The 14,571-nt window shown below is 40.2% G+C and carries 12 protein-coding genes and 1 rRNA gene; 8 read left to right on the top strand and 5 right to left on the bottom strand.

Annotated features, from left to right (window positions below; all coding sequences use genetic code 11):
• The 5 genes from rrf (at nucleotide 1) to ACYQ4O_RS12260 (ending at nucleotide 4,979) form a co-directional block, all read left to right on the top strand.
• A 5S ribosomal RNA gene (gene rrf / locus ACYQ4O_RS12280) occupies nucleotides 1-110 on the top strand.
• 350 nt (nucleotides 111-460) lie between these two features.
• Nucleotides 461-640, top strand: coding sequence for a hypothetical protein (locus ACYQ4O_RS12275; RefSeq protein ID WP_143597745.1), 180 nt, complete (start codon nucleotides 461-463; stop codon nucleotides 638-640).
• Between the two features lie 160 nt (nucleotides 641-800).
• The gene (locus ACYQ4O_RS12270; RefSeq protein WP_460175801.1) at nucleotides 801-2,018 is read left to right on the top strand and encodes a nitronate monooxygenase; all 1,218 of its coding nucleotides are present in this window, start codon (nucleotides 801-803) and stop codon (nucleotides 2,016-2,018) included.
• Nucleotides 2,019-2,588: 570 nt separating this feature from the next.
• The gene (locus ACYQ4O_RS12265; RefSeq protein ID WP_308515072.1) at nucleotides 2,589-3,899 is read left to right on the top strand and encodes a porin; all 1,311 of its coding nucleotides are present in this window, start codon (nucleotides 2,589-2,591) and stop codon (nucleotides 3,897-3,899) included.
• Between the two features lie 81 nt (nucleotides 3,900-3,980).
• Nucleotides 3,981-4,979, top strand: a complete 999-nt coding sequence (locus tag ACYQ4O_RS12260) for a cytochrome c3 family protein (protein ID WP_460175800.1) — start codon at nucleotides 3,981-3,983, stop codon at nucleotides 4,977-4,979.
• Nucleotides 4,980-5,149: 170 nt separating this feature from the next.
• Here the strand turns inward: ACYQ4O_RS12260 and ACYQ4O_RS12255 are convergent, their stop codons facing one another.
• The 3 genes from ACYQ4O_RS12255 to trhA all read right to left on the bottom strand — a co-directional run bounded on the left by ACYQ4O_RS12255 (nucleotide 5,150) and on the right by trhA (nucleotide 7,428).
• Nucleotides 5,150-6,193, bottom strand: coding sequence for an FAD:protein FMN transferase (locus tag ACYQ4O_RS12255; RefSeq protein WP_460175799.1), 1,044 nt, complete (start codon nucleotides 6,191-6,193; stop codon nucleotides 5,150-5,152).
• Between the two features lie 9 nt (nucleotides 6,194-6,202).
• Complete coding sequence (locus ACYQ4O_RS12250) at nucleotides 6,203-6,589, bottom strand: tetratricopeptide repeat protein (protein ID WP_460175798.1); 387 nt, start codon at nucleotides 6,587-6,589, stop codon at nucleotides 6,203-6,205.
• 173 nt (nucleotides 6,590-6,762) lie between these two features.
• Nucleotides 6,763-7,428 (bottom strand): PAQR family membrane homeostasis protein TrhA, encoded by a 666-nt coding sequence (trhA, locus tag ACYQ4O_RS12245; protein WP_308515064.1) that lies wholly within the window; start codon nucleotides 7,426-7,428, stop codon nucleotides 6,763-6,765.
• Between the two features lie 325 nt (nucleotides 7,429-7,753).
• Here trhA and ACYQ4O_RS12240 point away from each other — a divergent pair, with 325 nt between their 5' ends.
• From ACYQ4O_RS12240 to ACYQ4O_RS12230, 3 genes are all read left to right on the top strand, one after another.
• Nucleotides 7,754-8,305, top strand: coding sequence for a biotin transporter BioY (locus tag ACYQ4O_RS12240; protein ID WP_460175797.1), 552 nt, complete (start codon nucleotides 7,754-7,756; stop codon nucleotides 8,303-8,305).
• Between the two features lie 352 nt (nucleotides 8,306-8,657).
• Entirely contained in the window at nucleotides 8,658-8,969 is a 312-nt protein-coding gene (locus ACYQ4O_RS12235; RefSeq protein WP_066592226.1) for a cytochrome c3 family protein, read from the top strand.
• A 3-nt stretch (nucleotides 8,970-8,972) separates the two neighbouring features.
• Nucleotides 8,973-10,508 carry an FAD-dependent oxidoreductase gene (locus ACYQ4O_RS12230; protein ID WP_460175796.1) on the top strand — a complete coding sequence of 512 codons (1,536 nt, stop codon included), beginning with the start codon at nucleotides 8,973-8,975 and terminating at the stop codon, nucleotides 10,506-10,508.
• A gap of 78 nt (nucleotides 10,509-10,586) precedes the next feature.
• Here ACYQ4O_RS12230 and ACYQ4O_RS12225 read toward each other — a convergent pair whose 3' ends face one another.
• Together ACYQ4O_RS12225 and ACYQ4O_RS12220 are read right to left on the bottom strand one after the other, a co-directional pair.
• The gene (locus tag ACYQ4O_RS12225; protein WP_460175795.1) at nucleotides 10,587-11,372 is read right to left on the bottom strand and encodes a hypothetical protein; all 786 of its coding nucleotides are present in this window, start codon (nucleotides 11,370-11,372) and stop codon (nucleotides 10,587-10,589) included.
• Nucleotides 11,369-12,343 carry a LysR family transcriptional regulator gene (locus ACYQ4O_RS12220; protein ID WP_308515055.1) on the bottom strand — a complete coding sequence of 325 codons (975 nt, stop codon included), beginning with the start codon at nucleotides 12,341-12,343 and terminating at the stop codon, nucleotides 11,369-11,371. Before ACYQ4O_RS12220 ends, ACYQ4O_RS12225 begins: the two co-directional genes overlap by 4 nt.
• Nucleotides 12,344-14,571: the final 2,228 nt, after the last annotated feature.

Below are 14,571 nucleotides of genomic sequence, written 5' to 3'. Positions count from 1 at the left end.
CCGAACATAGCAGGGTGGAACCACTCCTTCCCATCCCGAACAGGACAGTGAAACGCCTCCACGCCGATGATAGTGAGTTGTATTTCTTGCGAAAGTAGGTAGCCTCCGGGCTCAATTATTTAAAACAGGCCCTCGAAGTCATTGCGGCTCCGAGGGTTTTGTGTTTCTGAAGATAATTTATTCGATAATTGCCTCCGAATTTCACAAGGCAGCTAAGCTCGCTATCCCCTAAATATGCCTGCTTCTGACAAAAAATTAATTTTTATATACAAAATATGCCGAAATAGGTACAAACACTACTATTCTTTTATACCCTTTGAGGCTTAAGGCTTCTATTAGAGTTAATTCAAAAAAAAACATAAAAAATTCAGGTAGTTATATCTTTTTTAATTAGCTAATAAATCTTTTTAAAGGTATAATCTTCGGGTCGAAACTACCGAGATTAAAAGTGTTTTCAAAATTGCAGAAAAAGACGATCAAGCACATGATGTTTTCCATCGGACTTATCGCACTTGGCTACATCACCGCTGTATGCGGCATTCATTATGATCCTGTTATGTGGTTAGGTTTAATTGTTATGTTGTCTGGTTGGTTTGTTTTAATTAGAACCGGACACGGTGCCTTAACAGGAAAACGATAGATTACCAGTGAGACAATAAAAATAAGTAAAGGGTTTGTCCCTACCACAAAAATCTACAGAAAAACGAGCAAAATTTCCGGGAGATCTCCTGATATTTTGCTCGTTTTTCTTTGCCTGCAACCTTTCAAAATAGCAAGTGTGTTAACTAAAGGTAATAACAATGACTTGCTTAAATGACTTCTCCTTATCTTTTAAAGGCAGAGACTTTCTTCCGCTGATGGTTGGCGGAATGGGAACGAATATTTCAACGGCTGAACTTGTTCTTGCTATTGAAAAGTTGGGAGGAATTGCACATCTTTCAGATGCCATGCTGCCCGATGTTGCCGACAAAGCTTTGGGAACACACTTTACAAAGGAAAGAACCGAAAGGCTGAAATCCTTCATTCCTCAATGGGATAAATCTAATAATCATTTTGACTTGGAGAGACTTGCCGACGCGACCAAGTCTTATATCTCAGATGTAATGAGCAGGGCAAAAGGTAAGGGCCTTGTTCTGGTCAATTGCATGGAAAAGCTGACGATGAACGACAGCCTTTCAACTTTAAAAGTTCGTTTAAATTCCGCCTTAGATGCCGGAATTGATGGCATTACTCTTTCAGCCGGTTTGCATTTGTCCAGTTTTAAATTGATGCAGGAAAATAAAAGATTCAATGATGCCTTGTTAGGAATCGTTGTTTCTTCCACCCGCGCCCTAAATTTATTCCTTAAGAAGACAGCGTCACTGGGAAGACTTCCCGACTACGTCATCGTGGAAGGACCATTGGCCGGAGGTCATTTAGGTTTTGGCGATGATTGGAAAAACTTCAGCTTAGAAAAGATTGTTGGGGAAGTAAAAGAGTTTGTTTCCAAGGCCGGACTGCAGATTCCTGTTATCGCCGCCGGTGGTATCTACTCCGGAAAAGAAGCAACTAGGTTCGTTAAGGAAGTCGGCGCTGACGGTATTCAGGCCGCTACCCGGTTTACTATCGTTAAAGAGTCCGGTCTGCCTGATGAAGTCAAACAGGTCTATATCAATGCCGAAGATAAAGACGTTGAAGTCAATCATTTTTCACCTACGGGATACCCTATGAGAATGCTGAAGTCTTCACCGGCTCTTTCGAGTGACATTCGTCCTAATTGTGAATCCTACGGGTATCTGCTCAATCACGGAACCTGTTCTTATTTAAAAGAATGGCAGGAAAGACATGGTGAATCCACGGATGCTCTCCAAACTAAATGTTGTCTCTGCACCCAGATGAGAAATTATAAAGTTTGGACCTGCGGCACAACGGTCTCAAAACTCAAAGAGACTACTAAAAAAGGGGAGGATGGAAAATGGATACTTCCAACTGCCGAGGAAGTATGGAACGACTACAAATATGACTCATTTCCAGGTTAACGAATAACAAAACTTTTTACATACCAATCAGAGAGACCGTTTCTACCTCAGCTGGCGAAAGAACGGAAAACAAAATCCGTCTTTCGCCTTTTTTCTCATGGTGTAATTTTCTTTTGAGTATCAAAAACAACAAAAAATGTTGTTTTTTTCATGAATATGTAGTTTTTTTGAATCACATTTTTTTAAAACTTGTTGCTTTTCCGCAAATAAGACATATTCTTCTCTCTTTCCAATAACCCATCTTGGGTTTTGTAGGGTTATTTAATTTTAAGTTATTCTTTTATAACCGTTGTATATAACAATACTTTATATTTTTAAAATATTATTTAAAATTAAATAGTTATATAGAAATCTTAAAGATTTTCTCTCCCCTAAAAAAGCTATTTATTTTAAACAATTTATTCAAAATTCAGGTAAAAACCCTTAATTAATCTAGTTAAGACTTGTCTCTGTTTGGGTTCTACTTTATAGGTAAAGGTTTTCCCGAATATAAACTGACCTCAGTTGTTTAGAGATATTTCTAAATATTTCGAACGTTTAGTTAAATCTAATTTCCATTGGAGAGAGATCATGACGGGATATAAACTTTTGGTGACTGCGATCGCACTTTCATTAACTCCGGCATTCGCAGCCAATAGTGCCGACAGCACCAGCAGTGCTTCGCAACCTTCCGCTTCTGCATCCTCTGCTTCTGCCACACCAAGCGTACAGTATCGTTCTGGTCCGACAAAGAGAGGCCGCGGCGTTGCATTTGCTTCAACAAGTTCTACTGAAACAAGCAATACCAGCCACGCTAGTTCCGCTATCGCACAGATTCCTATGGACGCTACAAGCAGCTCTATCACCTTGTTCGGTGAATTAGACGGCGGCGTCACAATCGAAAAATTAAGAGGCAAAGACACAACAGTTAAGATGTCCAGCGGCAACTGGTACTGGACAAGCTGGGGTATTAAAGGTGTTGAAGATCTAGGCGGCGGCAATGCGGCTATCTTCACATTGCAGCAAGCCTTTAAGCTTGACAATGGTGAAGGAGTCGGAGGAGGTGCCTTCAATAACCAAGCATTCTTAGGTTTGCAAGGCGGCTGGGGTAGATTGACATTCGGTCACCAAGCCGGCTTGTCTTCCGGCGACGGTGATTACAGTATGCTCGGAGGCAGTGCCATTGGTACAGGTTTCACCGCCATCGGTAACTTAGCCGGCGTGTTCCTGACAACCGGGTGGTTAGACAATTCCATCGCCTACCGTACACAAAAATACAATGGGTTGCAATTCACAGCCATGTACTCCAATGGTATAGACGGTGACGATAAAGAATGGTCTAAGAACAGCCACTACTATGGCTTAGGATTGACCTATGACGTCGGCGCATTCAATTCCAACTTCATGTTTGAATTAGAAGACCATAAGGGAACCAAATTGGCAGACGGCTCTCCGGCTAAGCTGGACAAAACTCAGTATTACACCGCCGGTGCTTCTTATGACTTCGGAGCATTTACTCTGTACGGTGCCTATCAGTTTGTAAATCATGGTACAAGAATGCCTAACTACAACATGATTCACCTCGTTGATGCATCCAGCACTGCAACAAAGCCAGCAGCAGAAATTCCGACAAAAGGTGTTCGTCAAAACGCAGCTTCTGTTTCTGTCGCAACTCCGGTTGCAGGCGGTACTTTAATGCTTCAGCTTAATGGAGTGAAAGGTAAGATTCTTAACGACAGCGATAAATACCAAGCATGGTCCATTGGTTCCGGTTACACCTATCCGCTCTCCAAGAGAACTCTTCTCTACGGTAGTGTTAACTACGGTCAAGGCGGTAAAGCTCTCAAGCATAGCAACTTGGACGGCTTTACAACAGTGTTTGGAATGGCAACAACATTCTAAGTCTCTTGCCTGATTTAATTTAAGCTCTATTAATAATCTTCTAAGAGGCTCCAGCCAGTGGGCCTCTAGAGGAGGAATAAAATGGCAGAAAGATCAAAATGGTTTATGTTCTGGGTAGTTTGCGGCAGCTTCCTAGCAGGTATTCTTGCCGTTTGTGGCCTGGTAAGCGGTGTTAATTGGGCCGGCTCTGACAAATTCTGTGGAACATTCTGCCACACTATGAATGGCGTGGCGTATGCATGGAAACAGGGCGCACACGGCCGAAATCCCTCCGGTGTTACTGCCGGGTGTTCCGATTGTCACTTGTACAATGCCTCAGAACCGGTTCTTGGTCCATTAGGCTATATAAGTCTTTTAGGCCATAAGGTGGTTGCAGCTTCTCACAGCGGATTCGGTCAAGTTATTGGCCGTTTCGACACTCCGATGACATGGCTTCAACAGCGTCCGGAAGTTGAACAACAAGAAATCGGCTGGTTTAAAGGCAACAATTTCCATACTTGCCGCGGTTGTCATGATTTATCTTTGATGTATGACAAGACGAATCCGTCTATCGGGGCATGGCATGCTCTTTATAAAGATCAGACATTAGATTGTCTGTCTTGCCATAAAGACGTCGGCCACGATTACAAGCAGGTTGATGAATACATAAAGACAAATAATGCATATCCTCCGCTTGACGAAGCTTGGGTATTCCCGGTTTCTGCTTCCACAAGCGCAAGTCCGATGCCTCCGCAGAATTTAACTCCTGAACAGCTCAAAAAAGACGCCCAGCCTTGGACTCCTAACAGTACAAGTGCTGCCAGCAGCAATCAGCAGCCGAATGTAAATCAGTCTCAAGACGTTCAGAAGATTGCTAAGGAACTTTACGAAAAGACTAAAGAAGGCTTTAACGCAAAACAGCCTCAAGCACCGGCTCCTGTACCGGCAGCAACCAGCTCGGCATCTACGGCACCTAAGACACAAACAGCTGCTCCGGCTCCGGCTCCAGCCTCTAAACCGTCAGCAGCTCCGGTTCCTGCTTCTAAACCGGCTCCGGCTGCAACATCTGCGGCAAGTCAGCAGCCCACAGCTAAAAAGTAGTTAAATCAATTACAGCAACTAAATACCTCCTGATGTTTTCCTCTCAGGAGGTTTTCTTTGGCTCTGAAGGAAGGAGGTCAACAATCCGTGATTAGCTCTTTTTGTAAAACAAAAGGAACACCGATTAATAGTGTTCCTGAAATATAAAAAGCTTTTTAGAATCCGGCAGATTATTCTTTACGTATAAAACCAACTTGATACAAGGGCTCAATCACATACAAATCTCCTTTGAGGTTATCTGTTGCTGCAGCATGTTCAAGTTTCTCATCGATAAGGACTGCCTTTAATTCGGGATGTTCGACTAGAAATTTCAATGCACCGTCCCAGCCCATCACAAATAACGCAGTGCAAAGTCCGTCTGCATAGCCGGAATTTCTATTAATGATAGTAACGGAGGAAAGGGTAGCCGGAACCGGTTCACCTGTTTTCGGGTTCAAAATATGGTGATATTTTTTTCCATCTTTAATAAAGAACTTTTCATAATCCCCGCTGGTTACAACAGATTCATCCTTGGAGGGAACCGCTGCAAAGTTTCTGCCTCTCTTAAGATCCGGTTCTTGTATTCCGATGAACCATGGGTCGCCTCTGCCGTTTGTGCCTAGGGTGATAATGTTGCCGCCAAGACTTACCAAAACATTATTGCATTCATTGGCACGAAGTTTCTGAGCAATCTTGTCAGCAATAAAACCTTTCCCGGTAGCCCCTAAAGTAATTTCCTGGCCTTTTCCGATTTTGGCATAATATTTATCGCCTTCTTTCTTTGTTTGGATTTGCTTATAGTCTACTTTTTTAAGGGCCTCCTCAATTTCTTGAGGAGAAGGAACGCGGTGATTTGGATGGTCGACACTCCATAATTTAACCAAGGTTCCTACCGTAGGATCCAGAGCACCGTCAGTTATTTCACAGATATCCTTCGTCAAATCCAGAATCTCTACAGTATCCGGGCTCACTTCTACCCAGTTGCCATCTGAAGTTCCTAATTTTGAAATGTCACTAGTTGGAATATAAGCCGACAAAAGCTGTTCAAGACGAAGGGTTTCGTCTTTAATAACCTTTTGACAAAATTGTGCCTTTTCCTTGGTATCTGCTTTAACTTGACTAGTGATATTGGTTCCTAAAGCTTGAAATTCATCAAGATAAACCTGAGAGGCCGAAGCAGTAAGGGAGAAGGCGCATAAAAGAAGTGACGTATAGAGGATTTTTTTCTTTAACATATTTATTTCCTACTTTCTAAGATGACTGCAGGCTAATGTTTCGCCAAGGTCGCAGGCTCTTTGATAAAACCGGATACTTACCTCGGGATCTCGGTTAACGCCTAAACCTTGACGGTAATTATTGGCTAAAGACAAACAGCCTACGGCAAAATTCAATCCGCAGGCCTTTTCATAATATTTATTAGATTCTTCCGGCTTTGATTCCTGCTGGAGCTTGAAGCCGAGGTAAAAGCATCCTTTGGCGTCATTATTTTCACAAGCTTGCTTGGCAATTTGTTCTGCCTCTTCAAATTTTCCCTCCCGATGCTTAGCAATAGCTTCATCACCCGTGGAGGCATGCGAAACTGAAAATACAAAACAAGATAAAAATAAAAGTGAGAGCAAAGGATTCCGCATAGTTAGCCTTTTTAGAATTTTTTTATGCTAACTGTAAGTTTAGAAACTGTGGACTTTTATAGCAGTCCTTTGCCTCGCTTGTTACCCAAGTTAAGACAAAGGACCGGAGATTGAACGGTCCTTTTTGAAATATGTTTGCTTTGAGAGATAGTTTGAAGCTGTCTACTGTTTATCTAGAATGTATACATAACGGCAAAATAATGAGTCAGACTTCCTCCTAAAACAAACATGTGCCAAATAGCATGGTGATAGGGAAGACGCTGCCAGTTAAAAAAGATTGTGCCTAGAGAATAAAGCAGGCCTCCTGCAACAAGCAATACTAGGCCGGTAAACGGCATTGCATCAAACATTGGTTTGGCCGCAAAAAGGATGCACCAGCCTTGGAGCAAATAAAGACAAGTATTCCATTTATCGCTCATCTTTATGAGCCAGGGTTGAAAGACAATGCCGAAAATAGCGATGGTCCAAACAGCCGCGCAAACGGTGTAGCCAATCCAATTGTTCAGAACATTTAAGGTAAAAGGGGTATAGCTTCCGGCAATCAAAAGAAAGATCGCCGAATGGTCAAACAATTGAAATATTCTTTTTGCTCTAGGAAATGGTATTGCGTGATACAAAGTACTTGCTAAATAAAGCAGTATTAAAGAAGATCCGAAAATAGTGACGGTCGTAACGACTAGTGGAGAATGAGAGTCAGTAGCATAGATCGTCAGGAACACCAGTCCGACGATAGCTGCCACAGTTGCTAAGGCGTGGGTAATGGCGTTAGCCCATTCTTCGCCTGTCGAATAGAACTTTTCTTCCGACCGAAGGAATCCTGAATAGGTTAAATTTTTCATTTATTTCTTCCTCTTTTTTCGTCCTATTATCGTTATTTCTTTGCACAGTAACGACCTCAAAAACGGTCATTTTGTAACAAAGAAGGAAACTGTGTCTGGAATAGGTTTTATTCAAAGTCACATCCAGTTACATATTGATTAATAAGCTCACGTAGCTTGCCGCTCAGCTAACTTTCATTATCTCGGGCCATTTCAAAATATCTTTCTTGATCTGTTCTTAAGTCCCTCTGGTTCAGGAAGTATCTAGGAAAAGAAGAGGATTCAAAGAAGAAAAACGACCATGAAAAGCCGTTATTATTTTCTACGTCTATATAAGGAGAAATGAATGGCTAACACTCAAACATGGGAAGTCACTGTCCCTTCACTAAAAACCATTTTGACATGTTCCGCAGCCTTTATTGCATTAGTAGCTGCAAGCAAAATGTCTGTTCAGATTGGGCCGGTTCCGCTAACAATGCAAACTTGCGCGATTGGTTTAATCGGCGCGGTTCTCGGCGCACGCAAAGGTTTTCTAACTGTTTTGGCTTTTGTATTGGCTGGTTTAGGCGGTTTGCCGATTTTTGCTACGCCTTTGTCCGGTCCTGCTGCGTTAGTAGGTCCAACTGGAGGCTATTTAATCGCATTTCCTTTTGGTGCATTAATTACCGGACTTTTAGCGAAAAAAGGATGGACAGGAGAGAATATTGTCAAAAGTACAATCGCTCAGTTCTTATCTAACATCTTCATTGTTATTTTCGGCGGTTTGTGGCTCATGCTTTTAACCGGCTCCGAGAAAGCCTTTGCAGTCGGGTTGCTTCCTTTCTTCGCACCGGACATGATCAAAGCAGTTTTGGCTTCCTCGCTTCTTGCCGGTGTCAAACTGACTTTAAGAAAATAGCAAGAATTAATCCTTGAAGGCTCGGTTAATCGCCGAGCTTTTTTATTGGATGGAAAAAGCTTCTTCTCAAATCTATTGAATTCCGAAATTTCTCATTTTGTCAGGAGAAAGAAAATCTCGGATTTCTTCTTCAAGGTTTATCAAAGATTCACTTAGGCAAAAATTCAATATGTATTGAATGGATTTATTTAATATAACTACTTGAATGAATTAGATTATTTAGGGATTTGCAAAAATAAGTAGAACTACTGATGTCCTTTGGTAGGTATGCCGAACTTCGGACTTGCCTTAAATTTCACTTAACGGATTTAAAACAACTTAAATCCTCAATCCCTACCAAGGAGAAAAATAAATGCAATTTTCCCGCTTACTTAAAATAGCTGCCCTTACTCTTTGCGCAGCCACCATCAGTTTTTCAGCACAGGCTCAGCTGAAAAACTCCCCGATGCATGCTAATCTTCCTGAAAATGCTCAGACAAAAGACTGCTTGATGTGCCATCAGTCTTACGATGCAGTTGCTCAAAAAACAGCTAAATTGAATCCTAATCCTCATTCTTCTCACCGTGGCGAACAAAACTGCACTAACTGCCACAGCGTCAAAGGCAAACCACGCCTCGAATGCAATGATTGCCACACTTTCGATATCAAGATGAAAGGAGAATAAGTCATGTCAAAGAATATTTCCCGTCGTTCTTTCTTAGGCGCCGCTGCAGCAGCAGGTGCCTCAGCAGTTGCAGCACCGGCATTTGCCGCTTCTTCAAATTCTTCCGCCCCTGCAAAATGGGATGACGAAGTTGACGTAGTCGTATTAGGCTGCGGCGGTGCAGGCATGATGGCAGCCTGCCAGGCTCATGACGCCGGCGGTAAAGTCGCCGTATATGATGCAGGTAAGTCTCCATTCCATACAGCTACAAATCTTTGCGGCGGCTTGTTCACAGCTTGGGGTTCCAAGCTCCAGAATGCTGACCCGGAAGGCAAAAAAGACTCTTGGCAGCAATTTGCCGAAGACATTATGGCTTATGGCAACTACATGAGCTTAAAAGAACCGGTTTACTGCTTCGCAAAGAATTCCGGCAAAGCGTTTGACTTCTTGGCTGACAACGGTCTGGCAAAACACCATCTGGAACCGTATGCAGGTCATTCTCGTCTGAGAGCCCACAGACAGGACTCTTTCAAAGGCCGTGACTACATCGAAGTTTTGGTTAAGCTTTTAGACCAACGCGGTATCAAGATTAATCACGGAATGGGAGTCACACGCTTCTACTTTGATCCGGAAACTAATACAGTTCTCGGCGTACAGGTTGGAGAAGGAGACAAGGCTAAGAACGTTAAGGCAAACAAGGGCGTCATTATGGCAACAGGCGGTATTACCGGTACTCCTGAATCCTTAGACTCCTGGGTCCCGAGCGTAGCAGGTAAGGGTGTAGCTATCGGCGGTCCGAAGAACGATGGTACAGCAATGAGAATCGCCGTCCGTGACGTTGGCGTACCTCTTTCTCATATGCAATACATCGCTTCCTACCCATGCGGTATCGTCATCAACGGACGTAACGGCCCATACTGCCGCTGGTGGTTTATCACCAACAACGGCGGACTCTTGGTTAACAAGAACGGACAGCGCTTCATTACAGAAAAAGAAGGTATCTGCCACGTTACACCGCATTTGGCTTTCCAACCTGAAGGATGCCACTATGTCTTGACAGACCAGGCTGGATGGGATCGCACATTAAGCAAGATTAAACTCGGTGCTCTTATCGGTCTTCCAAGCTGGCCTGCTGAAAGAGTCAACTCCGAATTTGCTAAGGGCGAAAACCTTTGGAAGTGCGATACTTTGGAAGAACTCAGCAAGAAATCCGGCGTCAATCTTGAAGGCTTGAAGAAACAGCTTGACCAATGGAATAAGGCTGTTGAAACCAAGAATGATACACAGTTCGGACGCACAGATCAGCAGTGGAAACTGAGCCAAGGTCCTTGGTACATGATCAAGATGGAACCTTGGAACAACCTCTCTTGCGGTGGTGTTCGAGTTAACGAAGATCTCCAGGTTCTCGGTTGGGATCTGAAGCCGGTTAACCACTTCTATGCAGCCGGTGAAACAGTTGCCGGTGTCCATGGAGCCTTCTACTGCGGCGGTAATGCTTGCGGTTTCGCACATACTTCCGGCTACGTTGCAGGCCGAAACGTAATGGGCAAAAAAGCTTAATTCCTGAGTGAGTGAATAGGAAGAGGCGGAGAGTGAAGAATTCTCCGCCTTTTTCAATAGTTAAAAAAATACTAACTTCTAATTAACATGTTCTGAAACCCATCCGGATGCGGTCTCAATTACACCATCTCTCCAATCGCCGAGAATCAATTCGGAATCCATTTGAAATTGCGTATTATCAAACGAATAGGGCGCCTTAGAAAGTTCTTCCGGACTAAAAACTAACTTAGCCTTGTAGTTATCCGGAGCAATGACCGAAGCTGTTTTCAAGGCTTCTTCGACTACTTCCGATAAGTGCGGAAAACCATTCTCACATAACTGGTAGGTTCCGTTTAAATCTTGTTTTAGAAAAGCTTTATTGAGAAAAAGACTTAAATATTTAGCAGCCATTCTTTCAGAAATTAGAGGTAAGTTAGACTCTTCTTTAAGAGTGATTTTTCTTCTGTCTTTAACTTTTTCTAAAAAATCCGTGATTAAGTTCTTTGTTCTAAATGAATGTACTAATCCCAACTCAATAAAAAGCGTTCGAACTAAGGTGGAATAAGGCTTCTGAGGAAATTTGGCGGTTAAACACTCGTAATTTAAAGGTCTAACTTCCAAATAGAGAGCTTCCGTTCCAATTAAAGCTCTTTGAACGTATGGTCCAAAATTGTTGTCATTCAGTCCTTCATAAGATGAAAGGAGATTGATGATGCAGCAAGGGTGAAGCAAAGCCAAAACGCTAATGAAATTACTGAATCCAACCACAGAAATGTCTGATTTTCCAAAGTGATGGACTTTAAATTTCTTACTGAGTTCTGCCTCTAGATAAGACTGAAAGCTTGTTTTTTCTGAGAGGAGAACAAGACTGTCTATTTCTTTCACAAATGCACCAAATTAGCAGAAAAATCAGACATCCAAAAGCCGTTGGACATCGGAGAAATAATTCCCTCAAAGTTTATAAATCTTTGAAAGAACCAGTTAATAAAGTCATTTACATAAGCCCTTTGAGTATGTTTTTTATTTAAATATACTTGTTGAAGCGGCATGGTCCAATCGGGCAAAACCTGTTGGACTTGGCCGTTCTTTATCTCTGACGCATAGAAGTAATAAGGGCAATAAACACCGACGCCATAATTATCTAATACTGCCGTTTTAATGGCACCCGGATGGTTGAAGCGGCAGCAAGCATCCAGATTAAGGTGATAAGTTTCAGAGCCTTTTTTTAGATGAGTATTTCTTTCTCTGTTTCTAGAGTAAAAGGAGAATAGGGGATAGTTGTTCAAATCCTCCGGTCTTTTAATTGAGACATTTTCTCCACGAAGAAATTCTGTGGAAGCAGTCATAATATGCTTAATGCCGCCAAGCAGCATGGTTGTATTAGTGGCTGTCGTAATAGGGCTCGTACTTAGAATGATGTCATAGCCTTGGAAAGTTTCAGTACTGAAAAGTTCCACATAACTCATTGAGCGGCAGGAAAATCTTGTAGAAGGCTCGATCTTCATGTACTCCAGTAAACAGATGGGCAGAAGCTTTTCACTGATCCCTATTGGTGCAGCAATAGTGATCAGTTGTTCAAGGTTCTCCTGGCCTTGGGAGAGATCGTTGATTAGACAGCCTGCATCCAGGACAATTCTTCGCATTCTGGAAAAAGCGACAAAGCCTGCAGAAGTGAGTTTAAGTTTGCGGCCGTCCTTTGTGAACAATTCTGTACCTAAATCTTTCTCTAATTTGTTTAATTTTCTTGAGATAGCTGAGGTTTCTTGATGAAGAGATTGAGCAGCCTTAGAAACAGAGCCTAAGTTGACCACCTGAAAAAATAAACGCCAAGTGTCTAAGTCATGAGCGCTATTCATAAAATACGCCTTAAGTGTAAAAAAATATTCAAAAAGAAAAACAATATGAAACGGATGATAGTCGTCTGAATAAACTTAACTCTTTATTTTTTAATAAAAGTACTCTGAACATCTATCAACAAAAATCTCATAATTAACAATTTTGTTAACTATTATAGGCTTAAGTTGTTCTTGATAGAAAAAGAGGAAACGGCAAAAATAACGTTTGAAAGGATATTTATCCTTTCAATTCTCCTGATTGGTTGTAAAAGTATCTGGACAAAGGATACTAATTCTTAAAAGGGTCTTGTTAGAAAGAGAGAGCTAATAAGACCCTATTTTTTTACCGTCTTGCCCAATCTAAAGATATTTTCAAAACCTGCTTAGAAAATTTTCATTTTTATTTTCTTACAAAAGTAAAAGCAGGATCTCACCGACAATTTCATCCTACAAAACAAAGTAATTTCCAGAAGTTTCTTTTTGGAAAATTTAATGTTTTTTAAACTGGCACTTTTTTCATCAAATAAATTAACGCATGGTTTAATTCTGTATTGTTAACTTATTTATTTAAGTAATAAATTATTTTTATTTTTTCATGTTTGCTTGAGATTAATCAGTTGTATTTTTATTAATATTAATTTTATTCAATTTAATAAATATAATACGTCTATATAACGCTTTAAAATATGGGGCATCTTTTAATAGATTAATATTAATTATTATTTTGTGTTTAGAATTTTACTTTCTAACTGTTTAATTTAAATTAAAATTATAGAAATATATTTTAAATTTAATTTTCACCTTTTTTAAATAAACAATAAATAAATATTATAGTTGCTTAGCTTACTAAATTACTATTCATCACTATTCGGACAGTAAAAAGAAAAATAAGGTAATTGGCGAATACATTCATTATATGAATCATCAAAAAAATATCCACATCCGATTGTGAATATCAAAAATTATATATCTATTTGATTTAATAGTTTATTTTAAATTAAAGAACAGATAGACACATAAATTACAGATTATTTATAACTGATTTATTTCCCGTATATTCAGCTAGTTAAAATAAATCCATTGATTAAAGATTTAATTTTCATATATAAGTTGATCTTTCTGTGTTGATAAATTTATTCTTTATTTTTCAAATAGTTATGATAGAACTTGAACACACTGTTTTATACACAAGATATTTGACTGTCTGAATCATGAATTTATTTTTTAGACAGTAAAATATAAAGGAAAGTTCCGTTAAAAATAATAAAATATTGTGTCGTAATGAAGAAATAAACTATATTTATTCGTGGTAAGTTACCTGTTTTTAAATTGAAATATTCAATAATTTTTATTATTAATTAATAATACTATTTATATATTTCTATTTTTATAAATGCACTTTTAAGATTAAATAAGTTACTTTTCTTGCCTACCCTTCTAATGGAATGTTCATGTTAAATACATATTTGAACCTATGAACATGCTTTATAGCTTTAAATAAAATATTTAACTTATTATTTATTATTAATTTATATTTGATTTAATTTATTATTATTAAATATTTAAAAATTAAATAAGAATTGGCAAGATAAAAATTAAAAACATTAATTAAACTCACCAATAAAGTATTATTTGATTGGTTGTTTAAAAACGTCTATTTTGTATTAAAAAGCAATATAAAATCTTTACTTTCAAGCATATAGACTTATTTTTGAACTTTATTTTTAAGACGCTTTCGATTTATTTTTCCTCGTTCTAAATCTGTTTCGATACCAAAATTTGGCTCAAAATCGCTTCTTTGTAAGCCCACCTCTGCTCTTACTCAGAAACCGAAAAAAAATTTCTAAGAGTTTTTTGAGAATTGATAAGAGTTGAAAAACAGAACATGGTTTTGGCTTCCCACATTAAGTAGAAAAAGCCCCTTCCAACAGACAGACGAATTTACTTTGCGTAAAATCGCACGCTTATCGTCCTGCAAGACCGGTATGTGAGTTCAGTTCGTTAGTCGAAAAGTTTGCCGCCTGCACCATTACCCGACAGGCCGCCCAATCAGGCTTGCCTTAATCTAGGCCTTAGCCTCCCAGGTCGATCGCAACCGCTAGATATATCACGTGCCGTGCTGATCGAGTAGAGGGTTGGGTTGCCCCGTCCCCCTCTCACAGCACCCACCGTACGGTTCCGTAGTGGGCGCTTCACTAACAAATCGCCATAAAGCGGAGAGAATACAACCCTAATCTGGCAAAACGGCG

Source organism: Turicimonas sp. TL08, assembly GCF_054660695.1.
Note: the sequence above shows the minus strand (reverse complement) of the source record. Positions and strands in the feature narration are given on the sequence as shown.